General features: G+C 68.8%; 24 protein-coding genes, 1 tRNA gene and 2 pseudogenes. 11 read left to right on the top strand and 16 right to left on the bottom strand.

Annotation, left to right across the window (positions count from 1 at the left end; genetic code table 11):
- Positions 1-38 precede the first annotated feature (38 nt).
- Positions 39-878 (top strand): class I SAM-dependent methyltransferase, encoded by an 840-nt coding sequence (locus tag FHX80_RS12635; protein WP_145764284.1) that lies wholly within the window; start codon positions 39-41, stop codon positions 876-878.
- Between the two features lie 145 nt (positions 879-1,023).
- Here FHX80_RS12635 and FHX80_RS12630 read toward each other — a convergent pair whose 3' ends face one another.
- Together FHX80_RS12630 and FHX80_RS12625 are read right to left on the bottom strand one after the other, a co-directional pair.
- On the bottom strand, positions 1,024-1,818 hold the full coding sequence (locus FHX80_RS12630; RefSeq protein ID WP_145764283.1) for an SGNH/GDSL hydrolase family protein: 795 nt from the start codon (positions 1,816-1,818) through the stop codon (positions 1,024-1,026).
- 279 nt (positions 1,819-2,097) lie between these two features.
- A complete protein-coding gene (locus tag FHX80_RS12625; RefSeq protein WP_145764282.1) occupies positions 2,098-3,213 on the bottom strand; it encodes a cobalt-precorrin-5B (C(1))-methyltransferase in 1,116 nt (371 codons plus the stop codon).
- Positions 3,214-3,224: 11 nt separating this feature from the next.
- Between FHX80_RS12625 and FHX80_RS12620 the strand changes: the two genes are divergently transcribed.
- On the top strand, positions 3,225-3,980 hold the full coding sequence (locus FHX80_RS12620) for a cobalt-precorrin-6A reductase (protein WP_145764281.1): 756 nt from the start codon (positions 3,225-3,227) through the stop codon (positions 3,978-3,980).
- A 15-nt stretch (positions 3,981-3,995) separates the two neighbouring features.
- On the opposite strand, the gene FHX80_RS12615 is transcribed toward FHX80_RS12620, so the two are convergent.
- Complete coding sequence (locus tag FHX80_RS12615) at positions 3,996-4,622, bottom strand: precorrin-8X methylmutase (protein ID WP_145764280.1); 627 nt, start codon at positions 4,620-4,622, stop codon at positions 3,996-3,998.
- Between the two features lie 231 nt (positions 4,623-4,853).
- Between FHX80_RS12615 and FHX80_RS12610 the strand changes: the two are divergent.
- A pseudogene (locus tag FHX80_RS12610) lies at positions 4,854-5,435 on the top strand (NUDIX domain-containing protein); the annotation flags it as partial.
- Between the two features lie 287 nt (positions 5,436-5,722).
- Here the strand turns inward: FHX80_RS12610 and FHX80_RS12605 are convergent.
- Positions 5,723-7,339, bottom strand: coding sequence for an adenosine deaminase family protein (locus tag FHX80_RS12605; protein WP_145764279.1), 1,617 nt, complete (start codon positions 7,337-7,339; stop codon positions 5,723-5,725).
- A 648-nt stretch (positions 7,340-7,987) separates the two neighbouring features.
- Between FHX80_RS12605 and metG the strand changes: the two genes are divergently transcribed.
- The 4 genes from metG (at position 7,988) to pip (ending at position 11,593) form a co-directional block, all read left to right on the top strand.
- Positions 7,988-9,709 carry a methionine--tRNA ligase gene (gene metG / locus FHX80_RS12595; RefSeq protein WP_145764278.1) on the top strand — a complete coding sequence of 574 codons (1,722 nt, stop codon included), beginning with the start codon at positions 7,988-7,990 and terminating at the stop codon, positions 9,707-9,709.
- 307 nt (positions 9,710-10,016) lie between these two features.
- Positions 10,017-10,271 carry a hypothetical protein gene (locus FHX80_RS12585; protein ID WP_244318236.1) on the top strand — a complete coding sequence of 85 codons (255 nt, stop codon included), beginning with the start codon at positions 10,017-10,019 and terminating at the stop codon, positions 10,269-10,271.
- 78 nt (positions 10,272-10,349) lie between these two features.
- Entirely contained in the window at positions 10,350-10,514 is a 165-nt protein-coding gene (locus FHX80_RS34680; protein WP_167523513.1) for a hypothetical protein, read from the top strand.
- A gap of 95 nt (positions 10,515-10,609) precedes the next feature.
- On the top strand, positions 10,610-11,593 hold the full coding sequence (gene pip / locus FHX80_RS12580; protein ID WP_145767254.1) for a prolyl aminopeptidase: 984 nt from the start codon (positions 10,610-10,612) through the stop codon (positions 11,591-11,593).
- A gap of 40 nt (positions 11,594-11,633) precedes the next feature.
- Here the strand turns inward: pip and FHX80_RS12575 are convergent.
- From FHX80_RS12575 to FHX80_RS12540, 8 genes and pseudogenes are all read right to left on the bottom strand, one after another.
- Positions 11,634-11,968 (bottom strand): annotated as a pseudogene (locus FHX80_RS12575) (transposase); the annotation flags it as partial.
- A 195-nt stretch (positions 11,969-12,163) separates the two neighbouring features.
- Positions 12,164-13,027 carry a hypothetical protein gene (locus tag FHX80_RS35170; RefSeq protein ID WP_208764642.1) on the bottom strand — a complete coding sequence of 288 codons (864 nt, stop codon included), beginning with the start codon at positions 13,025-13,027 and terminating at the stop codon, positions 12,164-12,166.
- A complete protein-coding gene (locus tag FHX80_RS12565) occupies positions 13,027-14,133 on the bottom strand; it encodes a hypothetical protein (RefSeq protein WP_145764276.1) in 1,107 nt (368 codons plus the stop codon). Before FHX80_RS12565 ends, FHX80_RS35170 begins: the two co-directional genes overlap by 1 nt.
- 236 nt (positions 14,134-14,369) lie before the next feature.
- Positions 14,370-14,711, bottom strand: a complete 342-nt coding sequence (locus tag FHX80_RS34675; protein WP_280118777.1) for an IS3 family transposase — start codon at positions 14,709-14,711, stop codon at positions 14,370-14,372.
- A 152-nt stretch (positions 14,712-14,863) separates the two neighbouring features.
- Positions 14,864-15,190, bottom strand: coding sequence for a transposase (locus tag FHX80_RS12555; protein WP_145764274.1), 327 nt, complete (start codon positions 15,188-15,190; stop codon positions 14,864-14,866).
- Positions 15,162-15,878, bottom strand: a complete 717-nt coding sequence (locus FHX80_RS12550; protein ID WP_244318235.1) for a hypothetical protein — start codon at positions 15,876-15,878, stop codon at positions 15,162-15,164. The genes FHX80_RS12555 and FHX80_RS12550 overlap by 29 nt, the downstream gene beginning before the upstream one ends.
- Before the next feature lie 264 nt (positions 15,879-16,142).
- A tRNA-Pro gene (locus FHX80_RS12545) sits at positions 16,143-16,216 on the bottom strand.
- A 147-nt stretch (positions 16,217-16,363) separates the two neighbouring features.
- Complete coding sequence (locus FHX80_RS12540; protein ID WP_145764273.1) at positions 16,364-17,305, bottom strand: metallophosphoesterase; 942 nt, start codon at positions 17,303-17,305, stop codon at positions 16,364-16,366.
- A 79-nt stretch (positions 17,306-17,384) separates the two neighbouring features.
- On the opposite strand from FHX80_RS12540, the gene FHX80_RS12535 reads away from it, so the two are divergent.
- Positions 17,385-17,849: a GatB/YqeY domain-containing protein gene (locus FHX80_RS12535; RefSeq protein WP_145764272.1), complete on the top strand. Its 465-nt coding sequence runs from the start codon at positions 17,385-17,387 to the stop codon at positions 17,847-17,849.
- Positions 17,850-18,152: 303 nt separating this feature from the next.
- Here the strand turns inward: FHX80_RS12535 and FHX80_RS12525 are convergent, their stop codons facing one another.
- Positions 18,153-20,396 (bottom strand): transglycosylase domain-containing protein, encoded by a 2,244-nt coding sequence (locus FHX80_RS12525; protein ID WP_145764270.1) that lies wholly within the window; start codon positions 20,394-20,396, stop codon positions 18,153-18,155.
- A gap of 398 nt (positions 20,397-20,794) precedes the next feature.
- Here FHX80_RS12525 and FHX80_RS12515 point away from each other — a divergent pair, with 398 nt between their 5' ends.
- Complete coding sequence (locus tag FHX80_RS12515; RefSeq protein ID WP_018551136.1) at positions 20,795-21,145, top strand: WhiB family transcriptional regulator; 351 nt, start codon at positions 20,795-20,797, stop codon at positions 21,143-21,145.
- Between the two features lie 205 nt (positions 21,146-21,350).
- On the opposite strand, the gene bagB is transcribed toward FHX80_RS12515, so the two are convergent.
- The 3 genes from bagB to FHX80_RS12500 form a co-directional block, all read right to left on the bottom strand.
- Positions 21,351-22,916 carry an ATPase BagB gene (gene bagB, locus FHX80_RS12510; protein ID WP_244318234.1) on the bottom strand — a complete coding sequence of 522 codons (1,566 nt, stop codon included), beginning with the start codon at positions 22,914-22,916 and terminating at the stop codon, positions 21,351-21,353.
- Positions 22,913-23,902 (bottom strand): ATPase BagA, encoded by a 990-nt coding sequence (gene bagA, locus FHX80_RS12505; RefSeq protein WP_145764269.1) that lies wholly within the window; start codon positions 23,900-23,902, stop codon positions 22,913-22,915. The genes bagB and bagA overlap by 4 nt, the downstream gene beginning before the upstream one ends.
- Positions 23,903-24,209: 307 nt before the next feature.
- Positions 24,210-25,979 (bottom strand): recombinase family protein, encoded by a 1,770-nt coding sequence (locus FHX80_RS12500; RefSeq protein WP_167523509.1) that lies wholly within the window; start codon positions 25,977-25,979, stop codon positions 24,210-24,212.
- A gap of 25 nt (positions 25,980-26,004) precedes the next feature.
- On the opposite strand from FHX80_RS12500, the gene sp36 reads away from it, so the two are divergent.
- Together sp36 and FHX80_RS12490 are read left to right on the top strand one after the other, a co-directional pair.
- Positions 26,005-26,178: a Sp36 family protein gene (gene sp36, locus FHX80_RS12495; protein ID WP_145764267.1), complete on the top strand. Its 174-nt coding sequence runs from the start codon at positions 26,005-26,007 to the stop codon at positions 26,176-26,178.
- Positions 26,178-26,648: a RidA family protein gene (locus tag FHX80_RS12490; RefSeq protein ID WP_145764266.1), complete on the top strand. Its 471-nt coding sequence runs from the start codon at positions 26,178-26,180 to the stop codon at positions 26,646-26,648. The genes sp36 and FHX80_RS12490 overlap by 1 nt, the downstream gene beginning before the upstream one ends.
- Positions 26,649-26,660 lie beyond the last annotated feature (12 nt).

Below are 26,660 nucleotides of genomic sequence, written 5' to 3'. Positions count from 1 at the left end.
GTTCGCCCCGTCCGCAGCCTGTGGATAACCTCGCGGGCATGCATGCACCGATACCCGCCGACTGGCGCGAAGCCAACCGCGCGATGTGGGATGAACGTGTGCCCATCCATACCGGCAGTGACTTCTACGACCTGGACTCCTTCCGCGCGGGCAAGGACTCCCTGCGGGCCTTCGAGCTGGCGGAGGTCGGGGACGTGACGGGCCGGTCGCTGCTGCACCTCCAGTGCCACATCGGACTCGACACCCTGTCCTGGGCCCGGCACGGCGCCGCCCAGGTCGTCGGCCTCGACTTCTCCGAACCGGCCGTCGAGACCGCCCGCTCGATGGCCCGGGACATCGGTCTGGCCCCGGACCGGGCGGCGTTCGTCGTCGCCGACGTCCACGATGCGGCGGAGGCCGTCCCGGACTCCTCGTACGACATCGTCTACACCGGCGTCGGCGCGCTGAACTGGCTGCCCGACATCGACCGCTGGGCCGAGACCGCGGCCTCGCTCGTCGCGCCCGGGGGTTTCCTCTACCTGGCGGAGTTCCATCCGTTCACCGACTGCCTCGACGACGCGACCGGCTCGCGGATCGTGCACGACTACTTCAGCCGCGACGCCTGGGTGGACGAGACGCCGGGTACGTACGCGGACTTCGACGCGCCGACCGTCCACAACCGCAGCGTCGAATGGCAGCACCCGGTGGGCAGCGTGGTCTCGGCACTGGCCGCGGCCGGGCTGCGGATCGAGTTCCTGCACGAGCACGACGTCTCGCTCTTCCCGCGCTTTCCCGTACTGGAGCGCCGGCCGGACGGCTGCTACCGCTTCCCGGCGGAGCGGCCGCGCATCCCGCTGATGTACTCGATCAGGGCGAGCCGGCCGCAACGACTTCCCTGACCGCGTCCCCGGGACGGCGTCCCCGGAACGACTTCGCCCAGGGCAGAGACAGGGCAGAGACACGGCAGAGACACGGCAGAGGCGCGGCAGGGCCTAGGAGCCGGGGCTCCGGTGCCGTTGCCGCGCCTCTGCCGTCCCGCGGCGCCTACGCGGCTGAGCGGAAGGCGGGCAGGTAGCCGCCCGACTGTCCGGCAGCCTTGGGGTGGTACGAGTTCTCGACGGGGATCGAGACGCTGTGGAGCCACGGGTCGCCGGAGCACAGCTCGTGCCCGGTGAACTTGTCCGCGACGCCGGAGAAGGTGAATCCGGCGTTGGCCGCCTGCTTGGCGATCACACCGTTCATCACGTCGGACGCGTTGTTGATGGCCGAGCGCTCCGCCTCCGTGAGCCCGGCGAAGCAGCTGCCGCTGATCTTGTAGAAGCGCGGGTAGCCGAGCACCACGACATGTGCCTGCGGGGCCTTCGCGTGAATGGACCCGTAGAGCGAACTCAGGCGGGACGGCAGAGCGCTGTTCACCTGCGAGACGGCCGATTTCACGCCGGCGAGGCAAGTGGCCTCGCCGGACAGCACGCAGTCCTGCATGACGTCGGCGAACCCGACGTCATTGCCGCCCGCGGTCACGCTGACCAGCGAGGTGGACGAGCTCAGCGCGCCGAGCTGGCTGCTCGCCACCGAGCTTGTCGTGGCGCCCGAACAGGCGACGAAGTTGAACGAGGACGGCGAGTTCGCCGCTGCCCAGAGGTAGGGGTAGGCATTGGTGCTGCGCCGGCAGGCACCGCTGTCGGAGAGATAACTCCCCGCGCCGACGCCGGACGAGTACGAGTCGCCGAGGGCGACGTACCCGCCGGCTGCGGCCGAGGCCGGCTGGGCCATGCCCAGAGCGGCCGCGGCGGCGAGGAGCAGAGTGGATGCGGACGCCCAGAATCTCCGTACTGACATGGCTGTCAGCCCTCCGAAGTGTGGGGGGTGGGTGGGGGGTTGATGAAGCGTCACCTGTTTTAGCAGCTGCGGGTACCAGTCGGTAATAGCCAGGAGAGAACCTGTCGGAATTGCCCGAATGATCGTTCGGGGGCCGTAGCTCCGCGCGTAGATAATCCTTGAACTCCACCCAGAACAAGGGGTTTACGGTGATCCGGTCGTCACTTCGCAGGTAGCCGGGCGAGGGCTCGGCGCATGCTCATCAGTGGGAAGGGGAGGACCGAGATCCCGGCCGCGACCTCAGCGCACGTCGCTGCGCCCGACGACCGTGCCCGCCCGGTCGATGCAGATGACGTCGACGGCGACCGGTGCGCCTCGCAGCACCGACAAGGCCTCGTCCCGCGCCGCCACGGCCACCAGGTCGCCGAGCGGAACTCCGCGTGCGAGGCAGGAACGCAGAGCCGCGAGACCGGTGTTGGCGGCAGCCACCTCGGCCACCAGCGCCTCGTCCGCACCGCCTCGCCCGGCCAGCCCGGCGAGGAAGGACGGATCGACCTGCGACCGGCCCGAGTGCAGGTCGAGATGGCCGGCGGCGAGCTTCGACAGTTTGGCGAAACCCCCGCAGACCGTGAGCCGTTCCACCGGATGACGGCGGACGTACTTGAGCACCGCGCCCGCGAAGTCACCCATGTCCAGCAGGGCGATCTCCGGCAGCCCGTACTCGGACACCACGGTTTTCTCCGAGGTCGATCCGGTACAACCCGCCACATGTGTCTGCCCGGCGGCCAGGGCCACGTCCACGCCGCGGCGGATCGAGTCGATCCAGGCCGAGCAGGAGTAGGGCACCACCACTCCGGTCGTCCCCAGGATCGACAGACCGCCCAGGATGCCGAGCCGCGGATTCCAGGTGGAGCGGGCGATCTCCTCGCCGTCGTCCACCGAAAGCGTGATCTCCACGTCCCCCCGGCCCCCGTGCGCCTCGGCGACCCGCCCGATGTGCTCGCGCATCAGGCGGCGGGGGACCGGATTGACCGCGGGCTCACCGACGTCGAGCGGCAGGCCGGGCAGCGTGACCGTACCCACACCGGGCCCGGCCCGGAACACCACACCCGAGCCCGGCGGCAGTATCCGCACGGTGGCCCGTACGAGAGCGCCGTGCGTCACGTCGGGGTCGTCGCCCGCGTCCTTGACCACCCCGACCGTCGCCCGGTCCGCGGCCAGCTTCTCCACCGCGAGGGCGAAGGCGGGGGTCTGCCCCCCGGGCAGGGTGATCGTCACCGGGTCGGGGAAGTCGCCGGTCAGCAGGGCCGTGTACGCGGCGGTGGTGGCCGCGGTCGCACAGGCACCGGTGGTCCAGCCGGGCCGCAAACCGGTGTGTTTGAGTTGGGCGGCGCGCCCGCCCGACGGCTCACCCATGGAGGGACCCGATGCACGTACTCGTACTCGGCGGGACGACGGAGGCCCGTCGGCTGGCCGGGCTCCTGGTGGCGGCGCTGCCCGCCGGGGCCCGGGTGACCAGTTCGCAGGCCGGCCGTGTGACGGGCCCGAGGCTGCCGCCCGGCGAGGTGCGCATCGGGGGCTTCGGCGGCGTCGAGGGCCTGGCCGCATGGCTGCGGACGCACCAGGTGGACGCGCTCATCGACGCCACCCATCCTTTCGCCGGGACGATCAGTTTCCACGCGGCCGCCGGTGCCGCCGCCGCCCATGTTCCTCTGCTCGCGTTGCGCCGCCCGAACTGGGTGCCCGGTGACGGCGACGACTGGCACCCGGTCGCCTCCCTGGCCGAGGCGGCCGAGGCGCTTCCCCCGCTGGGCGCGCGGGTCTTCCTCACGACGGGCCGGACGGGACTCGCCGCCTTCGCGGGGCTGGACGCGCTGTGGTTCCTGGCGCGGTCGGTGGAGGCCCCGGAGCCGCCGTACCCGGCCCGGCTGGAGGTCCTGCTGGACCGCGGTCCGTTCACCCTCGACGGGGAGCGCGAGCTGATCCGCCGGCACCACATCGACGTCGTCGTCACGAAGGACAGCGGCGGCGCGGCCACCGCCCCCAAGCTCGCCGCGGCCCGCGAGGCACGGATCCCGGTGGTCGTGGTGCGTCGCCCGCCGGTCCCTGCGGGCGTGACGGTGGCCGCGACGCCGGAACTCGCCGTCAGCCTGCTGCGCGAACGCCTGGGCCACGGGGCCTGAGGGCCGCCGCCCCGCTCATTCCTCCTCGCAGGCGATCGCGTTGACCGCGGCGGCAGCGATGGCGCTGCCGCCGCGACGGCCGCGCACGATCAGATGCTCAAGCCCGGACGGGTGCGCGGCCAGGGCGTCCTTGGACTCGACGGCGCCGACGAACCCGACCGGGACCCCGATGACGGCGGCGGGCCGCGGTGCGCCCTCCTCGATCATCTCGAGCAGCCGGAACAGGGCGGTGGGCGCGTTGCCGACGGCGACGACCGCACCGTCCAGCCGGTCGCGCCACAGCTCAAGGGCGGCCGCGCTGCGCGTGGTTCCGAGCTCCGCCGCGAGACCGGGCACCGCCGGGTCGGACAGGGTGCACACCACCTCGTTGTCCGCGGGCAGCCGCCTGCGCGTGATGCCGCTGGCGACCATGGAGACGTCACAGAGGACCGGCGCTCCGGCCCGCAGCGCCGCACGGGCGCGGCTCACCACGTCCGGGGTGAAGGCGAGATCGCGTACGAGGTCGACCATGCCGCACGCGTGGATCATCCGGACCGCGACCTGGCTCACATCGGCGGGCAGTCCCGACAGATCCGTCTCCGCGCGGATCGTGGCGAAGGACTGGCGGTAGATCGCCGGTCCGTCCTTCTCGTACTGGTGCACAGTGCGTTCGCTCTCTCTTGCCGCTTCGTCGCTTCGTGGCTTCGTCGTTCGTTGCTTGCGCGGGACGACGCACCGTCAGTATCTCCGGAGCGTCTGTCGGCACGAACCCGAAGTCCTGCGCCCGCCCCGACGGCGGCACGCTGCCCGCAGCCACCCTCCGGACCGCAGCCCTGCCCACCGTCGCGGACCTCTGCGGCACGGTTGCCCACCTCGTGAACTGACGCGGGAACGGTTCCAGACATCGAGCGCACCACCTCACTGCCGCGTGGAGGGCCGGTCCGTGCGAGGACCGCAATCTCTACGAGGAGGTGGCCGACGAGCTGCGCCGCGAGCCGGGAGCAGCGCGAGACGTACGACCGGGGCGACGGCGCGACGATCCTGCTCCACAACACCGAACGCCGCACCGTACTGCTGACCCGCCAGTTCCGCCTGCCCGCGTACGTGAACGGGCATCCTGACGGGATGCTGATCGAGGCCGCCGCCGGGCTCCTGGACGGCGACGCCCCGGAGGAGGCCATCCGCAGGGAGGCGGCCGAGGAGACCGGACACGTCATCGGCGTCCCCGAGCCGGTCTTCACCGTCTACATGAGCCCGGGGTCGGTGACCGAACGCCTGCACTTCTACGCCGCTCCCTACGATCCCGCGACCACCGTGGCCGAAGGGGACGGGTACGGGGTGGCCGAGGAGAGCGAGGACATCGCGACCGTGGAACTGCCCTTCGACGAGGCGCTCGCGATGGTCCGCACGGGGGACATCGCCGACGCCAAAACCATCATGCTGCTCCAATGGGCAGCCCTCGACGGTCCGCTCAGTACGACCCCACCCCGTTCCACCCTTCCCCGTCCCGTCCCGTCCTCGGGTAGGCGGGTCGGCATCCGTCATCGCTCGGCGTCCGTCATCGCTCGTGAGCCGCTCACGCGGCACCGTGCTCATGGTGAGGGGTTCACGTCCGAGCAGGGCGGCGGCATGGCCCCGCCGAAGCGGGCGGCCCCGGTGATTGCGCCGCCGGGGCGGTCCCCGCACGCGGTCAGCAGAACGTCCGGGTGCGGGGGCCGATCCCCGCACCCGGACGATTATGTGCCGGGTATGTCGGTGTTACGTCAGCGTCGGCCGCCGTTGTCACGCTCGAAGGCGGCGAAGGCCGTCTCCTGACGCCACTGTGTCGCCGCCTTCGGACTGTCGGCGAGGTAGCGGGAGCAGCGCGAACTCAGGTGCCCGGTGCCGGGCCGGTCGCTGCGGCAGGCGGGGACCAGGTGGTACCCGGAGGGGGTGGAGCCGTCGGCCCACAGGCTGCGGCCGTCGCGGAAGGCGTACTCCAGCGAGGCGCGGGCCAGGTCCTTCAACTCGGTGTAGCTGAGGCCGTACGTCTTGGCGGCGTACTGGTACTCGTGGCTGATGTTGATCCGCGAGACCCCCGGGTCGTCGGTGGCCAGGACCACCGGGACGCCGTAGCGGCGGTAGGCGTTGAACGGGTGGGCGGCGCCCGAGATGCCGAGGATCTGCTTGTTGCTGGTGAACGGCACCTCGACGGCGATCTTGCGCTTCGCCATCGTCCGGGCGAGCTGCCGCCAGTTGTCCTCGTGGACCAGGTCCACGCCGTGCCCGATGCGCTCGGCACCGGCGACGAGTACGGCCTCGCGGATGTGGAAGGTCAGGTCCTCGGGCTTGACCAGGCCGGGGGCCAGCTCACCGGCGTGCAGGGTGACGTGGGCACCCGGGTACTGGCTGCGCAGGTACTTCAGCATCCGCATCTGGAGGCTGTAGTTGGCCAGCGAGGTGTCCCAGTCCTCGGGCTGCACGAGGTTGACCGCGACGAACCTCGGGTCGCGCTCCGCCAGCCGCATCCCGACCGCGATCTGCGTGAACACGCGTGCCGGGGTGCCGCCCCGGGAGACCTGGGAGATCCACCTGACGGGCAGCCGGCAGCCCGGTTCGGGGCGCGCGGTGCCGCAGTGCGCGGTCGCCCGGAAGTCGGCGTCGCCGTCGTCGGCCTCTTTGACCGCCTCGTCCACGACATGGTCGAGCTGCCCGCCGGCCAGGAGCTTGCGGTGGAACGCGGCAAAGTCGGCGTCGTAACCCACCTTGTCCGCGAGCTGCTTCGCGCTGTCCGACGCCGGGGTGACCATGGTCTCCAGATAGAACTGGTTCTGCTTCACCACGGTGTTGGCCACATTGGCGAGGAGCTTGCCGCGGTCCCAGGTCGCCAGGCCGAACTTGCCGAACGTGTCGAAGAAGTGGTCGTGCCCGGACTGATTGGCCGGGAAGTCCTGCATGGACCAGGCCCTGACGATCTGCTCCCGGAAGGCGACGTCCGTCCTCGCATCGGCGGCGGGCCGCGTGCCCGGCCCGCACGGCGGCGCCACAGCCGTCATCGTGGCGTCGATGCAGAGGCCCTTCTCGGCCGCGAGCTTGATCAGGTACTCGGTGGTGGCCGCGCCCGACAGGTGGTTGTGCAGGTCACCCCCCTTGGGCAGGTCCTTGAAGAAGGCCTTCAGCCGTGCGGGCCTGTTCCGCAACGAATCGAGGTACGCGGCGGTCCTGCGTTCTGCGGCGGTCACCACACGGGGCGCGACCTGCCGGGCACTCTGCGGCGACGCGTCGGTCACGGGTGCGGCGGCGACCGGGGCTGCCGGGAGCAGAGCCAATGCGGTGAGTGCGCCGAGCCCGGCCAGCAGGCGGGACTTGGGATGGTGTTCCGTCCGGAATGTTGTGATCACGGCCGAATGATCGCGCCCGGGGGGAGTATTTTTCCCCGAAACCACATATATAGCCTGAAATCTCCACCCGATCGAGTGGCTGACCAACCACGATGGGTCACAGCGGCCGTGGATCTGCGGATCTACGGATCTGCGGATCCGTGCATCCGTGCATCCGCGCGGACGGCGGAGGTGGCGGCCGAGGCGGCGACGTCCAGCTCCGCAGCCAGGCCGGGCAGCCCCGGCACCCCGTGGCGCACAGGCATCGCCCACCCACTGCGGCTCGCCCGGCTCGCCACCGTCGTCACCGCCGTCACGGCTCACCACGACCCGGGCATCGCGACCTCCGGCACCGCCGCCCTCGCCGGAGGCGGCGGGTGTCTGGCGGCGCGTGCGTACAGGTCTGCCGAACAGTTGATTCCGGCGCCGAGACAGCCTCGCCCAACGGCTGCCAGGACGGCCGGGCGCGCTCCGTGCGGGCTCGGCCGAGGGGCGATACGGCTCGCCGAGGTGACACCCGGGTGCCATACGATTGCGGCGGCTCGCAGATCCGACCGTCACCACGCGTGACACGGATGACCGATCTGAACGGTCGCGCCCGCCGCACCCTCCCGACCGGGGCCCGCCGTGGCACTGCCACCGGCGCCGTACGAAATGGAGCATCCAGGGATGACTCGACACCTGGTAACCAGCGCGCTTCCCTACATCAACGGGATCAAGCACCTGGGCAACATGGTCGGGTCGATGCTTCCGGCGGACGTGTACTCCCGGTACCTCCGCCAGCGCGGTCACGACGTCCTCTACATCTGCGCCACCGACGAGCACGGGACACCGGCCGAACTGGCGGCCAAGGCGGCCGGGCTGTCAGTGGCCGAGTTCTGCGCGCAGGCCCACGACGCGCAGAAGGCCGTGTACGACGGCTTCCAGCTGGCCTTCGACTACTTCGGACGCAGCTCCTCGCACCAGAACGTCGAGATCACCCAGCACTTCGCGCGCAGGCTGCACGAGAACGGGTTCATCGAGGAGCGGGCGATCCGCCAGGTGTACTCGCCGGTCGACGGCCGCTTCCTGCCGGACCGGTACGTCGAGGGCACCTGCCCGCACTGCGGCTACGACAAGGCCCGCGGGGACCAGTGCGAGAACTGCACCCGCGTCCTGGACCCGACCGACCTGCTGAACCCGCGTTCAGCGATCAGCGGCTCCACGGAGCTGGAGGTCCGCGAGACCAAGCACCTGTTCCTGCTGCAGTCCAGGCTTCAGCACGAGGTGGAAGCCTGGGTGGCCCGGCACGAGGAGCAGTGGCCGCAGCTGTCCTCGTCCATCGCCCGCAAGTGGCTGACCGAGGGCCTGCACGACCGCGCCATCACCCGTGACCTCGACTGGGGCGTCCCCGTCCCGGCCGACACCTGGCCGGAACTCGCGGCCGACGGCAAGGTCTTCTACGTCTGGTTCGACGCCCCGATCGAGTACATCGGCGCGACGAAGGAGTGGTCGGACGCCGCACAGGGCGACGAGACCCGCGACTGGAAGTCGTGGTGGTACGAGGCCGACGACACCGTCCGCTACACCCAGTTCATGGCCAAGGACAACGTTCCGTTCCACACGGTGATGTTCCCGGCCACGGAACTCGGCGTCCGGGAGCCGTGGAAGAAGGTCGACGTCGTCAAGGGCTTCAACTGGCTCACGTACTACGGCGGCAAGTTCTCCACCTCTCAGAAGCGCGGCATCTTCACCGACGCCGCCCTGGAAACCCTGCCGGCCGACTACTGGCGCTACTTCCTGATCGCCAACGCCCCCGAGTCCGACGACTCCTCCTTCACCTGGGAGCACTTCGCCGCCACGGTCAACAAGGACCTGGCCGACACGCTCGGCAACTTCGTCAACCGCGTGCTGTCCTTCTCCCGCAAACGCTTCGGCGACGACGTCCCCGCGGGCGCGGCACCCGGCGCGGTGGAGACACGGCTGGGCGAGGACATCGCGCGGCTCCTGGCCGAGTACGAGGAGCACATGGAGGCCCTCCAGTACCGCAAGGCCGGGGCGGCGCTGCGCGCCCTGTGGTCGGCGGGCAACTCCTACCTGGAGGAGAAGGCCCCCTGGCTGGAGATCAAGACCGACCCGGAGGGCGCGGCCCTGACCCTGCGTACGGCGATGAACCTCATCCACCTCTACGCGGTCGTCTCCGAACCGTTCATCCCGGCCTCGGCCGCCGCCATGCGGGGTGCCTTTACCCTGGAAGCCGACACCGCGACCTGGGTGACCGCCGAACAGGCCAAGTCCCTGGACGCTGTTCCGGCCGGTACGGCGTTCACCGTGCCGCCGGTGCTCTTCGCGAAGATCACGGAAGAGGATCTGGAGTCCTACCGCGAACGCTTCGGCGGAGCCGACACCTGACAGCGCCTTCCGCGCCCGTACCGACGGCGGCCTGGGGTCGGCGGTGCGGGCGCGGAAGCGCCCAGGTCTCCAAAGAGCCTGCCAGGTTCCGCGCGCTCTACGAGGAATTCCCGCCCGGCCTCTACCAGCACGTCCCGCTCGCTGTCCGAGCGGCCGTATCCAGGCATCCCGCCCTCTCCGAGCCAAGCCCGATCCGTACGCGGAAACGTACAGCGACGGCACAGCGCCCACACTCGCTCACGCGGTGGCGGACAAGTGCGAGATCGGCCCGACCTCCTTGCCCATCCGGCCCTTACCGTAAGGCGAGTTGACCGGCAGCCTCGGAGGACATGTGAGCAACACACGGACACACGCCGAATTCCTCGACGAAGCCATCCAGGCCCTCTGTGGATCCTGGGACGCCGAACGGGCCCTGACGGCCCTGTTCGGAGCGGGGTACCGACCCGCTGACGTGGCGACCGGGAAGAAGCGGGCGCGCCAGGTGCTCCGGGATCTCGCTGATGCCGGGGCCATCGTGAAGGTGAACGAGAGGCCCGTGGAATATCGACGCGCTGACAGCTGAACTACTGACGAGGGCAGGCAGCGCAGCTTGCCTCAGAAGCCTTCTGATCCCTAGTTCTGTGTGAATCGGTCGCCGGCGGTGATACTGGTCGCGCAGGGCTTCGCGAGCGGCTTCGCCTTCTTCGCGCGCCTGACTCCCAACGGCGACGACGACGTGTGTCCCGTGCGGATGGAGATCCATCCGATCGCCGCGTCGGAACTTTGTGGGGCATTCAATGCGCTGCACGCGGCACGGACGGTGTGACCGCCCGGAGCGTTTTGGCCAGGCCGGGCTCGGGATCGAGAGGCTGCCCGGCGTCGAGCGACCTCCGTGGTCTTGACGGGACGAAGGGGCAGGACATGACGGAGCTCTATCCTCCGATCGAGCCGTACGACCAGGGAATGCTCGATGTAGGCGAGGGCAACCTCGTGTACTGGGAAACCTGCGGAAACCCGGACGGCAAGCCGGCCGTGATGGTGCACGGGGGTCCGGGCCAGGGATGCGTGCCGAACATGCGCCGGATGTTCGATCCGGAACGCTACCGGGCCGTCCTGTTCGACCAGCGCGGATGCGGGCGCAGCACCCCGCACGCCAGCGATCCCGACACAGACCTGCGGCACAACACCACGGACCGCCTGGTCGCAGACATGGAGTTGCTGCGCGAACACCTCGACATTGACCGATGGTTGCTGACCGGCGGCTCGTGGGGCACCACGCTCGCCCTCGTCTACGCCGAGCGCAACCCCCACCGCGTGTCGGAGATCATGCTGAGCGCCATCAGCACGACCCGGCGCTCGGAGATCGACTGGCTTTACCGAGGCGTGCGGCGCTTCTTCCCCGATGAGTGGGAACAGTTCAGGCAGGGCGCCGGAACCGATCGCGACGGCGATGTCGTCGGGGCGTATGCGCGGCTACTGGGGGATCCCGATCCGCGGGTGCGGTACCCGGCGGCGAAGGCCTGGTGCACGTGGGAGGACGTGGTGCTCTCCCTTGAGCAGCAGAAGACCGCGCCGGCCGTCCACAACGGTCAGCCGGGGGACGATGTGCTGGCGTTCGCTCGACTCACGGCGCACTACTACGCGCACGCCGGTTGGCTGGAGGAGAACGCCGTGATCCGGGACGCAGGACGCCTGGCCGGCATCCCCGGTGTGCTCATCCACGGTCGGCTCGACCTGAGCTGCCCGGTGGACACCGCATGGGAGCTCGCCAACGCCTGGCCCGGGGCCGAACTCTTGATCGACGACCACTCGGGCCACCGGGGCAGCGACATCAAGCGCGCCTGGATGCTGGACAGCCTCGATCGATTCGCCGGCGGTCGAGCAGATGCCCTGGCTGGCCGTTGACGCCCCGCAGTCCACGTCCACCCAGGCATCTTCGGTGCGCCTGCTCCTCAGTGGGCTGAGCGAAGAGCGTGCGGATTGTCGCGGCGACCATCTCCGCAGCGCCCTGGGGAATCGCGGAGAAGACGTTGCGGACGAAGAGGACCCGGCAGCGCCGCCGAGCAGGACCTGGCGGACGGCTTCGACCAGGCCGCTGTGGCTGTCGGAGATGACCAGGCGGACACCAGTCGGGCCGCGGTCGCGCGACGAGCGCAGGAATGTGGCCCGGAACGCCTCGGTCTCGCTGTCGCCGACCATGATGCCCAGGACCTCGCGGCTCCCGCCCGCGGCTCCACTGGTGGCGATCACTACGGCCCGGGAGACGATCCGGTGGCCCACGTGACGAAGTTGTCGGTCCGCAGTTTCGGTATCGCCGGCTCCTGCAACAGCCGCTCGGCGACTTTACTGACAAGTTCAAGACCATCTGTCGAACGCAGCGACTGCTGCGGGCGAAGTAGCTCATGCTGGGACAAGGCCACCGTGTACCCCTTTGGTCGAACTGCCCTTAAACAAGGGCAGTTGTACGGTGGCCGATTACCAGGGCAGTGATTCGGGCCGCCGGTGCCACCACCAGCCCAGTTGCCTGCCACGCGCCTCCGTGCCCAGGAGCAGTCCGATCAGTGAGCCCTGCGGGTCCTCCGTGGTGAGGTGGGCGTAGGTGCTGTCCAGTTGCTGAAGCCCCTGTCGGAGTACGGCCGCAGCGGGAGGGGGAAGGGTGTCAGGGACGGTAGTCAGCCCGTCTCGCGCGGCCAGCCGCTCCCGGTAGATGTCCGGGGGGCACCAGCCCGAACCGGCCCACCCCGATGCCATGTGGGCGACGAGCATTTCCCACGCTGCCAGACCGTCCGAGAACTTCCATTCAGGGCCTCGCTGGGCCAGGAAATGTGCGGGCATTTGCTCGCGGAAGTTGTCCGTGATGGGAGTGGGAATCCTCAACTCCCGCACAACCTCCGGGATCCTCGTCACCTTTGCGTTCGGCAGCTGCCGAACCGGGATTTCCACGGCATCAACCACATATACGGGGGCTTCTTCGTCGGATTCGTAGAGGCGTACCCGCGTGATGTTTCCTTCGGGGGTGGCTGCCCAGTAGGCGCTTGGCGGCATCGACTCGGCAGGGAAAAGGACCACCAGTTCGGTTGCTGCGGCTACATGCTGAGCCAACACCGATTCCGAGGGAGGGTCGGCAACAAACTCCTGCGCATAGATGTCCAACCCCCAAGAGAGGTCCCCGCGAAGGGCGCTGTACTGGCATGAGACGGCGGCTTCCCAGTTCCTCAGGTCGGTATCACCGAAGGAGTCGGATACATCCACATCCGCGACACTCACGTCAAAGGACGATGCCAGAACGGATACCAGTATGCGTGATTCCATCGCGCCGGCAACCAGCAGATTATACATCATGGAATGATCCCGTTGTAGATCTTCAAAGCCTTTTCGATGGCTTCCGGGTTTCGCACAAAATTTGGATCTCTTGCGAGCTGTGGGGCTGCTGAAATGTCGCCGCGAGCCCGGACAATCTGCTTCAAGGCTCCGTACTCAACTCGGTTCAGATTGACTATGTTTGGTCCGCCTGTAGGAAATATCGTGCCGTTCTCTTCTATCCCGTACGTACGGCCATTTATCTCGTAGCGCGACAGGCTCTTGTTCCACGCTGCTCGCCCGGCAGCGATCCCCTCGATGTCCTGTGCGACCTCTCCTTCATGGCCGCGCATGATGACGCTGTTCTTGGCTTTGGGTGTGCCGGTGCCTGAACCCGAGACGGTATGCCGAGAATGCGGAAAGCGTAGCTCTTTCCCCGCAGCAGGGCCTTCGATATCTTCTCGCGCCCGCCACTTCCCCCTTCTTCCAGTTGACCCAGAACCCTTTCCGCTGGATCCAGATGAGGTGGTCTCGCCCCAGCCGCTTCCCTGACTCCCCGCCGCCATGAGGACGATCCCGGCACTGCCCAGAAGGGCGGCGTTCATGGCGGCTTCGGCGGTGATCCCGGCCGTGGCAATGCCTCCGGCCATGGCGCCGCCTCCCGCCATGGCTAGGCCGGCGCCTGGCGGGAAGAGGGCGGCAAGGGATATGAGGAGGAGCAGGAGGCCAATCCAGAATGCTGCTTGGTTGAGGGCTTCCAGGAGGTGTGCGGTAGGGGTCAGAGTGCCGGTGGGGTCGGCGTTGTCGAAGCCGTGGCGGAGGAGGTACGTGCCGGTGGTGGCGGAGCCGAGGGCGGTGGTGATGCGGAAGCGGTGGAGGGCCAGGTGCTCACCGATGGGCTGGGCGGCCGTAGCTCGCCAGGTGCGTAGCAGGGCGGCGAGTAGGCAGGCGATCCAGGCCAGGGCCGCCATCGCGCAGTAGAGCAGGATGCGCGGGCGCGGACCGGTGGAGATGTAGTGCTGGAGGTCGGCTTGGGAGTGGAAGGAGCCAATGCCGAGGAAGACCAGGGAGGGGAGGGCGAGCAGGCACGGGATGAGGAGCAGCCATCTGCGGCGCCCAGCGCGCGCCCGAGCTTCGCGCAGCAAGCCGCGTATATCGAGGTTCTTCCAGGCATCCGCATGGTCGGAGGCGTCGATGCGGGCTGCGATTCGCGCTGTGAGACGGCCCAGGTCTTCGGTGGCTCCGCTTGGGTGGTGGGCGGTCGGGTGTCGCAGGGGCGCTGCGGTCGGCACCTGGCGAGAAGCGGGGTGCGGATTTTCTGCGGGTGGCAGAGTTGAGGCGTAGCAGAGGGCGCGGCGTAAGCAGATGAAGCGGAGCGCGATCAGCAGGGTCCAGGGCGGTCGCCAGGCGGCGTAACGGACCAGTGCGGCGGCGCTGTCGCCATCGCGGCGTTCTGGGTGAAGTCCGCGACCCAGCAGCGGTTGGGGGCCGGCGCGACGAAGTTGCGGTCCAGCAGATCCGGTGCCCGCTCGACGGAGCTGTCCGGGATTGTGGTGATGATCTTCTTTCCGCGGACGGCACCGGTGACGCCGAGTTCGCGCATGAGGCGTTCGACGGTGCACCGGGCCACGATGTGGCCTTGGCGGTGCAGCTCGCGCCAGACCTTCCTGGCCCCGTAGACACGGTAGTTGGCCTCGAAGATCTGCTGGATGAGCGGCTTCAGCTCGGCGTCGCGGACAGTGCGGGCGGACGGGGCCCGGAGTCGCTTGCGGTGGGCGTAATAGGTGGAGGGGGCGATCTTGCAGTCGTGCTCGGTGAGCGTCCTGCAGATCGGCTCGACGCCGCCGAAGCGGGCCCGGTGCTCGTCGATGAACGCTACGAGCGTGTGTGTGGCCGGTCGAGCTCGGCCGCGAAGAAAGACGCCGCGGCTTTCAGGATGTCGTTGGCCCGCTTGAGCTCGGCGTTCTCCTTCTTCAACGCCTTGAGCTGGGCGGACTCCTCCGATGTCGTGCCCGGGCGCGTGCCCGCGTCGATCTCGTGCTGCTTCAGCCAGTTCCGTAGCGTCTCGCGGGAGCCGATGCCGAGCTTCTCGGTCACCGCCTGCAGAGCGGCCGTCTCGTTCGGGTAGTCGTCGCGCACCTCGGCGACCATGCGCACCGCACGGCGGCGGAGCTCAAGCGGATATCGGGAAGGTCGTGCCATGACTCGATCCTTTCATGAAATTGAGTCTCCACCTGACACGGGGCGGTTCACTGTGGTCTGCGGTGACCGCGGCGACCACCTCCTCAACGTCGGTGATCACACGGCTGCGCGCCAGGCGAATCCGATTCCACTCGGTGTCGTCCTCGCCGGTCATCCTGAGCAGGCCGAGAACGAAATCACCCCTCTCCCGCCCGGTGTGCTTGAGGTGGTACCCCTCGGGGGCGCATTGCCGCGCAGCATCGAATGCTCGCCGGTAGCGGGCCCGCTCCCCGTCGCTCGGGTTCGGGATGCGGAGGAAGCGGCCGGCCTCCTGCACTTGGGTGATCAGGGCCGAGCCAATTGTGGCCGGTGAGGGGCGCGAGGGCTTCGAAGCCGTAGACGAGGGTGCTGCCTGTCGGCTAGGAGGGCCAGCTTGTGGTGTCAGCTTGGGGGCCGCCGAACGCTGCCTGCGTGGAGTCCGCTCCGGCTGGTCCGGGTGGTGCCCGTGCTCCAAGTAGAAACGTCCGTCGTTGGCGATGTCCGCCTGCCACCTTCCGCCCTGCTTCGGCATGATGATCAAGCCCCGCCCCTTGAGGGCGTGCGCGGTGGCGGCAAGTTCCGGGCTGTCCGAGGTGACAGGTTCCGTCCCCTCCCCGATGCGGGTGAGCAGGACCAGCTGGCGATCATTGAGTGGCGACCAACGGTGCATGGCGCGGTAGTACCGTGTGTGCTCGCTTCAGCACAACCTGTATCGGAAAATCGCACGGATGGAGTCGGCTGCTTGACTGCGGGGAGGCTCTGTTGGGCAATCGCCTGTAGGGCATTGACGAGGTCTGCTCGGCCGACTCACCGGCGACTCCCTGGGAGTCGCATTCCGAAGTCGGCTCCCAAACGGCTCCCAAGACGCCCCCGGAAACCACTCAGGGGCCCGATCCACTAAGTGGATCAGGCCCCTGACCTGGTCTTACGGCTGTCGGGGTGGCGGGATTTGAACCCACGACCTCTTCGTCCCGAACGAAGCGCGCTGCCAAGCTGCGCTACACCCCGATCGTCGTCGGTTGCCCGGCGACATCGATTACTTTAGCCCACCGGCGGCCGGAGACGAAATCCGGTTTTTGTGCCGATCGGGGTGCGGGTGCGGCGTACCGGAGTGGGGTATACGAGAAGGGTGCGGGCGAAGGGGATGTACGAGGGTTACGCGTCCCGGGGCGTCAGGGTCAGCAGTGTTGCCTCAGGGGGGCAGGCGAAGCGGACCGGGGTGTAGCGGTTGGTGCCGCAGCCCGCGGAGACGTGGAGGTAGGCGCGGTTGCCGTTGACGGAGTGGGAGGAGAGGCCCTTCACGCGGTCCGTGTCCAGGTCGCAGTTGGTGACCAGGGCTCCGTAGAAGGGGATGCAGAGCTGGCCGCCGTGGGTGTGGCCGGCCAGGATCAGCGGGTAGCCGTCCGAGGTGAAGGCGTCCAGGGAGCGCAGGTAGGGGGCGTGGACGACGCCGATGGAGAGGTCGGCGCCCGACTCGGGGCCGCCCGAGACCTTCGCGTAGCGGTCGCGCTTGATGTGCGGGTCGTCGAGGCCGGTGAAGGCGAGCTCCAGGCCGTCGAGCTTGAGGCGGCCGCGCGTGTTGGAGAGGTTCAGCCAGCCCGCCTCGTCGAAGGCGTCCCGCATCGGCTCCCACGGGTTGTGGACGACGCCGACCGCCGGGGCGTTCCCGTTGAGTCCGTGCTTGCCCGCGGTCTTCTCGAAGAGGTAGCGGGCGGGGTTGCGGAGCTTCGGGCCGTAGTAGTCGTTGGAGCCGAACACGTACACACCCGGGAGCTCCATCAGCGGGCCGAGTGCGTCGAGCAGCTCCGGTACCGCCTCCGGGTCGGAGAGGTTGTCGCCGGTGTTCACGACGAAGTCCGGGCGCAGTCCGGCCAGGGACTGCAACCAGGTGCGCTTCTTGCGCTGACCGCTCACCATGTGGATGTCGGATACCTGGAGGACGCGCAACGGCCGTGCTCCGTGCGGGAGTACGGGGATCGTGACCCTGCGAAGGCGGAACGATCGGGCCTCGAACCCGGCCGCGTAGGCGAGGCCGACGGCGCCGGCCGCGGCGGTGACCGCCGTGATTTTCAGGGGTACTCCGTAGCGTGCGCGCATGCGTCCATCGTCGCAGACAGGACGTGCCGACAGGAAAACCGGCGGGCGGCGAGCGCCCCGCACCTGCCACAATCACCACATGACCACGCTCAAGTCAAAGCTCAAGGAAGACCTCACCACGGCCATGAAGGCGCGCGACGAGCTGACCTCGTCCACGCTCCGGCTGACCCTCACCGCGATCACCAAGGAGGAGGTCAGCGGCAAGTCGGCCCGCGAACTCTCCGACGACGAGGTGCAGAAGGTGATCGCCAAGGAGGCGAAGAAGCGCCGTGAGGCGGCCGAGGCCTTTTCCCAGGGCGGCCGGACCGAGCAGGCCGAGCGGGAGAAGAAGGAGGGCGAGCTGCTCGACGCCTACCTCCCGCAGCAGCTGGGAGACGACGAGCTCGCCGCGATCGTGGCGTCCGCCGTCGAGGAGGCGAAGGCCGGCGGTGCCGAGGGGCCTCGTGCGATGGGCGCCGTGATGAAGATCGTGAACCCGAAGGTCGCGGGGCGCGCGGAGGGCGGCCGGGTGGCCGCCCAGGTCAAGAAGCTTCTCGCGGGCTGAGGCCGGGGCCGGGGCCTCGGACGTCATCCGACAGGCCGTTCGGCAGGCAGGCAGGTAGGTCAGGCAGGCAGGTAGGCCGTTCGGCGGGCGGTCTGATCGGGCAGCCTGGCAGGTCGTCCGGGAGATCGTCCGGCATGTCGTCCGGGGGATCGTCCGGCATGTCGTCCGGCAAGTCGGTGGTCCGGGTTGGTCCGGTAGGCCCGCAGGGCTGCGCAGACGAACGACCGCAGGTCCAGAGACATGAAGGTGGGGCGCACCCGGACCGGGTGCGCCCCACCTTCATGTCTGTGGACCTGCGGCAGGTCAGGGACCCTGCGTCTCGCCGTTGTCCTGACCACGTGCGTTGCCGTTGTTGCCGCCGATCAGGTCCGGCGGAATGCTGATGCCGGGGAAGGGGCTGCCGTCGCCGGGCTTGTCGTCGTCGCCCGGCTTGCGCCTGTCCCGGCCCTTGTCCCGGCGCTTGTCCTCCTTCGGCTTCGCCCGCGGTACGTCGACCGGATTGAAGGCCGGGGTTTCGGAGGCGTTCAGGGAGCCGGTCATCGCCGTCTTCCAGATCGGACCGGGCAGGCAGCCACCGCAGACGTCCTCGTAGTACTGGCCGCCGATGGTGATGTTGCTCATCGGGTGCTGCTTGGCGCCGTCACTGCCGACCCACACCGCCGTGGACAGGTTCGGCGTGTAGCCGACGAACCAGGCGTTCTTGCGCTCGTCGGTCGTACCGGTCTTGCCCGCGTTGTCACGGTCGCTGAGACCGGCCTGCTGTCCGGTGCCGTCCTCCACGACGCCCTTGAGCATCTGGTTGATGGTGTCCGCCGTGTGCTCGCTCATGGCCTGCGTGCACTGCGACTTCGGTACGGCGAGCTGCTTGCCGTCCGGCTTGGTCACCGAGAGGATCGCGATCGGGGAGCAGTACTTGCCGCGGTTGGCGAAGGTGGCGTACGCCGAGGCCATCGCCAGCGGTGTCGACTCCTGGCCGCCGAGGGTGGTGGAGGCGACCGGCTGCAGCGGCTTGTTGTTGCCGCGTATGTAGCCGATCTTCTTCGCCATCGAGAGGGTCTCGCAGAGACCGGTTTTCTGCTCCAGCTTCGCGAAGTAGGTGTTGATCGACTTGCCCAGCGCGCTGGTCATGTCGAAGGTGCCCTTCTCCGACTCCAGCTCGTTCGACACCTCCCAGGGACGGTTGTCCGCCGGCTGGTTGTCACAGGTACGGAAGCTTTCACCGGGCAGCGAGATCTTGTGGTCCGAGGTGAAGCTCTGCGCCGGACTGATCCCCTTCTCCAGTGCCGCCGCCGCGGTGATCGGCTTGAAGGTCGACCCGACCTGGAAGCCGGCGTAGCTGCCGCCCATCTTGTGGTCGACGCTGAGGTTCAGCACGGTCTGGTGCTTGGACTGGTCCAGTCCGTAGGGGCGGGACTGGGCCATCGCCATGATCTGGCCGGTGCCGGGCTTCACCTGCACGACCGCGTCGGCGATCTTGTCGTCCTTGTTGACCCGTGAGGTGGCGGCCTGGTTGGAGGCGGCCTGCGACCGGGGGTCCAGAGTCGTCTTGATGGTGAGCCCGCCGACCGACCAGAGCTTGGCTCGGTCCTTCGCGGACTTGCCGAAGGCGGGGTCGCCCGTGACGATCTGCCGTACGTAGTCGCAGAAGAAGCCGGAGCCGCTGACGGCGGTGATGCAGCCGTTCTGCGGCCGCTTGACCTTCAGCTTGATCGGGGTGGCTTTGGCCTTCGCCGCCTCGTCCTGCGAGATGTCACCGACATCGGCCATCCGCTGGAGCACGGTGTTGCGACGCTTGGTCGCCTCCTGCATGTCGTTGACGGGGTCGTAGCGGCTGGGCGACTGCACGATGCCGGCCAGCAGCGCCGCCTCCTCCACCTTCAGGTCCTTCGCCGACGTGGAGAAGTAACGCTGGGAGGCCGCTTCGACGCCGTACGCCTGCTGCCCGAAGAAGGTGATGTTGAGGTAGTTCTCAAGGATCTTGTTCTTGCCGAGCTCCTCCTCGACCTGGATCGCGTACTTCAGCTCCTGCACCTTGCGGCCGAGCGTCTGCTGGGTGGCCTCGGCGACCTTGGCCGGGTCGTCGCCCGCCTCCTCGACGAAGACGTTCTTCACGTACTGCTGGGTGAGGGTCGACGCGCCCTGCGCGGTCCCGCCCGACTGAACATTGCGGTTCATCGCGCGCAGGATGCCCTTGAGGTCGACCGCGCCGTGCTCGTAGAAGCGGGCGTCCTCGATCGCGATGATCGCCTTCTGCATGTAAGGGGAGATGCTCTTGAGCGGCACCACGGTGCGGTCACGCGAGTAGACCGTGGCGATCTGGCCGCCCTTGTTGTCCAGGATCGTGGTTCGCTGACTCAGCGGCGGAGTCTTCAGATTGGCCGGGATCTCGTCGAATCCGTCGACCGTTCCCTTGGCGGCGAGACCCAGAGCTCCGGCGGCCGGCAGCGCGATGCCCGCCAGGACCACTCCGGAGAGTGCGGCGACACCGAGGAACTTGGCGGCCTGCTGGGTCGTCGTGAGACCCCCGCCCGAGCGCTTCTTTGGCATGGGGGCAGCCTACGTTCTCATTCGCCGGACACACGTATATGCCTTGGCCTAAGCTGCTCTCAACTGTCACAGCAGTCCGGTTTCGTATCAACCCCCCTGCATGACCCTGGGCATGACCCGGCCACGAGTTCAGGCGCTCCCGAAATCGCCTCGTGTGTCATCGAACGTCCGTTGTGACCCAGGTGATCTGTCCCGATTCCGACGGGATGGTCGTGCATGTCCTCACCTCACTCCCCTGGGTGATCTGCCGCATACGCATAGTCCGTTCGGGCCATTCAAGATTGGGCCCGAAGGGGGTGTTGTGCTGTCGCCACTTTCCGTAACGTCCTCAACTGGCAGCGGTGAATATGCCGCTGTCGCCGTGGGGGAGCCTCGATTCGGGAGAGGACGGCGCCGGGATGGGCTGGGTAACCGACTGGAGTGCGCAGGCAGCCTGCCGCACTACCGATCCGGATGAACTGTTCGTACAAGGGGCAGCGCAGAACAGAGCCAAGGCGGTGTGCACCGGATGTCCGGTGCGGACCGAGTGCCTGGCCGATGCGCTGGACAATCGCGTCGAGTTCGGCGTGTGGGGCGGAATGACGGAGCGGGAGCGCCGCGCACTGCTGCGCAGGCGCCCGACCGTCACGTCCTGGCGCCGGCTGCTGGAGACCGCACGCAGCGAGTACGAGCGGTCCACGGGCATCCTGCCCGTGGCGATCGGGCTGGAGGACGACGAACTGCACGAGACGTTCGCCGCCGTGGGGTAGCCCCGGGCGGCGGGCCGACCGGTCCGGGGGGCGGACTGCGCGGTACGGGCGTCCTGTTGTGGGCTACGCGAAGCGGGCCAAGCGAAGTCGGCTCGTGAAGCGGGCTACGCGAAGTGGGTTCGTGAAGTCGGTTACGTGACGCGGGCTCGTGAAGTCAGTTACGTGACGCGCTCCGCGCGGCAGGCGGTGACGGAATACGGGGTGACTACGCGTCTCCGGCCGGGGCCGAACCGGTCGCGAGCCGGTCCCCGATGGCTCGCAGCCCCGCGAGGTCATGGACGTCTCCGGGCAGCGCGGCCACCATGGTCACGGCCACCTCGGGATGCAGCGCGGTGAAGCGGTCGCGTGTGTGCTGTTCGCGCGCGACCACCTGCATCCTTTCGGCGTGCAGATGCAACAGGCCTGCGGTCAACTGCTCTACGGAGACGGCGGGTTGCTGTTCGGCGGATCCGGTGGGCTGCTGCTCGGCGGATCCGGCGCCGTTGGACGGCCGTGCGGAGTCCGTGGTTTCGGCCGGGGCTCCGGCTTCGGGTGTGGCCTCGTGCGTGGCCTCGAATGTCACATCGAGTGTGTCGGTGGGCTCGTGCTCCGAGGCATGCTCGGACGGGTCGGGGGTGGCGGCTCCAGCGGTGTCCGTGGTCTGTGGGGTCCCGGCCTCGGGGGAGTCGTCGGGCTCACGAAGTCCAGCCTTCCCGGCCCTCTGATCCACAATGCCGGCCGCATCAAGATTTTCTGCGGCGGCCAGCGCGCGCTCGGCCGAGAGCCGGGCGGCCGCACTGCCGTGGACCCGGTTGAGGACCAGACCCGCCAGCGGCATGTCCTCCGAGGCCAGTCGCTCCACGAAGTACGCAGCCTCACGGAGCGCGTCCCGCTCCGGCGTCGCGACGACGAGGAACGCCGTGCCGGGTGCCTGAAGAAGCTTGTACGTGGCATCGGCGCGGGTGCGGAATCCGCCGAACATGGTGTCCATCGCGGCGACGAACGTCTGCACATCCCGCAGGAACTGGCCGCCGAGCAGCTTGCCGAGCGTCCCGGTCATCATCGACATGCCCACGTTGAGGAACTTCATTCCGGCCCGGCCGCCCATTTTCGCCGGGGCCATCAGCAGCTTGATGAACTTCCCGTCCAGGAACGAGCCGAGCCGCTTCGGCGCGTCCAGGAAATCGAGCGCGGAACGTGACGGCGGGGTGTCGACGACGATCAGGTCCCACTCCTCGCGCGCCCGCAGCTGACCGAGCTTCTCCATCGCCATGTACTCCTGCGTGCCCGCGAAGCCGGCCGACAGCGACTGGTAGAAGGGGTTCTCCAGAATCGCGCGGGCCCGCTCGCCGTCCGCGTGCGCCTCGACGATCTCGTCGAAGGTCCGCTTCATGTCGAGCATCATGGCGTGCAGCTCACCGGTGCCCTGCGGCTCGATGCCCTTGACCCGGCGGGGGATGTTGTCCAGCGAGTCGATGCCCATGGACTGGGCGAGCCTGCGGGCCGGGTCGATGGTGAGGACGACGACCTTGCGGCCGCGCTCGGCCGCGCGTACGCCGAGCGCCGCGGCGGTCGTGGTCTTGCCGACTCCGCCCGAGCCGCAGCACACGACGATCCGGATGTCCGGGTCGTCGAGGAGGGCGTCGGTATCCAGGACGGGGGCGGTCGCGGTCGGCGGGGCGTCCGCGCCCGGGGGCCCTCCCGGGTCGGTGCCCGCGTCCGCGCGTTGCGCACCGGTATCCGCTTCGGCGCCCGCGGCTCCGGCCCTGTCCCGGTCTCTGTCCGATGTCATGACCCCACCCCTTGTCCAGCCGCCCCTTCGCTCACGCCCTGTCCGCGGAGCTCCATCGCCAGCTCGTACAGCCCGGCCGGGTCCATGCCCTCGCCGATCAGCGGGAGTTCGTAACCCGGCAGTCCGAGGCCCGCCAGTACGGTGCGCTGCTCACGCTCCAGCTCGACCCGCTGGGCGTGCTCGGCGGCCTGCTCGACCAGCGGACGCACGAGCCCCGCGGCGCCGGTCACGCCGGCCCGGGTCAGCGTCTTGGCGATCTCCTTGCGGCGGCCGCCCGCGGCGGTGCGCAGCGCTCCCTCGTCCAGCAGATGCGGGCGCACCATGTTCACGATCACCCGGCCCACCGGCAGTTCGGCCGCCCGGAGCTCCGCGATGCCGTCGGCGGTCTCCTGGACCGGCATCTCCTCCAGCAGGGTCACCAGATGGACCGCGGTCTCCGGGGACTTCAGCACGCGCATCACGGCCTGGGCCTGGTTGTGTATCGGGCCTATCCGGGCCAGCCCCGCCACCTCGTCGTTCACGTTGAGGAAGCGGGTGATGCGGCCGGTCGGCGGCGCATCCATGATCACGTAGTCGTAGACGAACCGGTTCTGCTTGTCCTTTCGGCGCACCGCTTCGCACGCCTTGCCGGTGAGCAGTACGTCCCGGACACCGGGCGCGATCGTGGTGGCGAAGTCGATCGCGCCGAGCTTCTTGAGCGCCCGGCCCGCGCTGCCGAGTTTGTAGAACATCTGGAGGTAGTCGAGGAGGGCGCGCTCGGCGTCGATCGCGAGGGCGTACACCTCCCCGCCGCCCGGCGAGACGGCGATCTTGCGCTCTTCGTAGGGGAGGGAGTCCGCCTCGAATAGCTGGGCGATGCCCTGTCTGCCCTCGACCTCGACGAGGAGGGTGCGCCTGCCCTCGGTCGCGAGGGCGAGCGCGAGGGCGGCGGCAACCGTGGTCTTACCGGTACCGCCCTTGCCGCTGACGACCTGGAACCTGCTCACGTATTCGAGCCTAACCAGTCACACCGCAGGCTACGCACGAGGCTGCGCGTCCCGTGGATCGCACGGGCATCGCCGTCGGGTCATGACCAAGTGGGAATATATGTTAGTTACCTCATATGGCGTGGCATGAGCGGGGTGGCAGCGGACGGGGCCGCCCCGCCCGCTCCCACCGCCTCGCACCGACGGGACCACGGAACGGGCGGGAACCCGGCGGAAGGAGCGGGAACCCGGCTCCGCGTCTCCGCCGGGACGGACCGCGCAGGGGCGCTTGCGGCCGCACCCACGAGGGCCGCAGTCGCTGCGTCGCCTATGCGACGGCTTCCCGCTTTCGCTCTGCGGGCTTGGCCCACGTGATGGTCACGCGGGGCTCCACAACCGGCTCGGCCTTGTTCCCCCGGCTCTTCTCGTCGTCACGCGCCTTGCGGATCTCCACCCGCTCGACGAACAGCTTGACCAGGTCGCGCCGGTCGCTCAGCGAGGCTTTCGCCCACCAGGTGCCGGGGCCGATCGGGTCGCCGGTCCAGCCGCTGTCCTGGTCCAGCCACGACGCGACAGGCAACGGCGGAATTTCCGTCTCTCCGAGTTCGGCCATGCGGGCGTCGCATCCGGCCAGCCGCTTCTGCTGCTGTCTCACGTCACGCTGCCAACGGGACCGGCCGATCTCGTCGCCCCGGTACAAAACGGCGTCGTCGTAGAGCTGTTCCAGGGACCGCGTGGCATCGGCCCGCTCCCGAGCCACCGTGCGTCGTTCCTGGGCCGTCTCCGGGCTCTCGTTGGCCTCTCCGTACCGCTGTGCTGCCGCGGTCAGCACGTCGCCCGTCTCGGGGTCCTCCCCGCCCGCTGCGATCAGAGCGAAGATCCGGCGTGCGACGAGATCGTCCACACCGACGCGGGTGATGTACGAGCCGCCCTCGTGCTCCCCGGGCTTCGGTTTGACGCCTTTCGGGCGAGAGCAGAAGTACGAACCGCCCACCGGCCGGGCGGCGTTGTTGGCCGACAGCGGACGGGTGCAACCGGACGCGCAGTACAGGACCTTCATGGACGTCAGCAGCGCCGTGGTCCGGTTCTCGAACTTGCGCTTGGGGCGGCTGTCCAGCCACTCCTGCAACTCGAACCAGTCGCCCGGCTCGATGATCGGTTCCCATGCCTGGATCGGGGTGCCGTCCTCGGCGCGCAGGATGCGGTGACCGACCACCCGCAGCTTGGCCCGGTCGGTCTTCTGCGGCTCATGGATCGGCTCGCTCGCGAAGCCTGCCAACTGCGGGTGCCGCAGCATTCCGGAAAGCGTCTTGATGTGCCAGGCACCCCCCTTGGTCTTCTTGCCCCGCATGCTGCCCTGCGTCGGCACGCCGTCGGCGTTGAGCTGCGTGACGATGCTTCCCAGCGAACCGGGAACGGTCCTCCCCGTGGGCCCGGCGGCGACGGCCCGGGACTTGTTCTCGCGGATGATCCACCACACCCGCTGAATGATCTCGGCCTGGTCGGGCTCGGTATCCAGAACCTGAATGGCGATGGGCTCGCCGTCGGCGTTGTGGCGGGTCACCGGACGCAGTTTGCGGCCGTACGGTGCCTTCCCGCCCACATAGCCACCCAGGGCCCGCGCCTGCTTCACGGCATCGCGCACGGCAGCGCTCTTGTTCTCGCTCTTCCGGCAGGACCCGTCCAGCCGGAAGATCAGGCGGATCAGATCCATGATGTCGCCCTGCCGGAACACGCCCTCGGTCGTGCTGATGATCGTTGCCCCGAGTCCGAGGAGTTCGTTCACGATGCCGAGGGATTCGGACGGTTCGAGCCCTGACAGGCAGCTGAGGTCGTAGACGATGATCACATTGATGCGGCCCGTGCGGCAGTCGCTCAGCAGGCGTTCGAAGCCGGGGCGCTCCTCCCCGCCGAACGCGCTCGTGCCCACGTCCTCGTAGTGGCCGCACCACTTGGCCTCGCGGCCGTCGCGGGCGGTCTCCGCAGCGAACAGTTCGTACCGCGCATGGTTGGCCCCGCGCTGGGATGCCGGGCCGGCCCCGCTGCCGCTGAGCCGGCCGTATGACGGTCGGCCGTAGGCTGCTACGTGGAGATCCATACCTGTTACCACCTGCGGAGTGATCATGACGGCATCTTGCCAGCGTAAATGGGAATACGTGACTGTTCCCCTTCTCGTGCACGCGACCAAGCAGATTCTGGACACCTGGGGCGAGGACGGCTGGGAGCTGGTCCAGGTCGTTCCCGGCCCGAACAACCCCGAGCAGCTCGTGGCCTACCTGAAGCGGGAGAAGCAGTAGTGGCGGGCGTCGTCGAGGCGAGGCTCGTCGAGCTCGGGCTGGTCCTGCCCGACGTCGTGCCGCCGCTGGCCTCGTACCAGCCGGCCGTGCAGTCCGGGGTGTACGTGTACACCTCGGGCCAGCTGCCGATGGTGGACGGCAAGCTCGCCGTCACCGGCAAGGTCGGCGCGGAGGTCACGCCCGACGAGGCCAAGGAGCTGGCGAGGATCTGCGCGCTCAACGCGCTCGCCGCGGTGAAGTCCGTCGCGGGCGACCTGGACCGGATCGCGCGCGTCGTGAAGGTCGTCGGCTTCGTCGCCTCGGCCACCGACTTCACCGGCCAGCCCGCCGTGATCAACGGCGCGAGCGAGCTGCTCGGTGCGGTGCTCGGCGACAAGGGTGTGCACGCCCGCAGCGCCGTGGGCGTCGCGGTGCTGCCACTGGACGCACCGGTCGAGGTCGAGGTCCAGGTCGAGCTGACCGGAGCCTGAGCCGGCGTTTCG

This window comes from Streptomyces brevispora (assembly GCF_007829885.1).
GTDB classification, from domain to species: Bacteria; Actinomycetota; Actinomycetes; order Streptomycetales; family Streptomycetaceae; genus Streptomyces; species Streptomyces brevispora.
The sequence above is the reverse complement of the archived record's forward strand: the minus strand, read 5'-3'. Positions and strand labels throughout refer to the sequence as shown.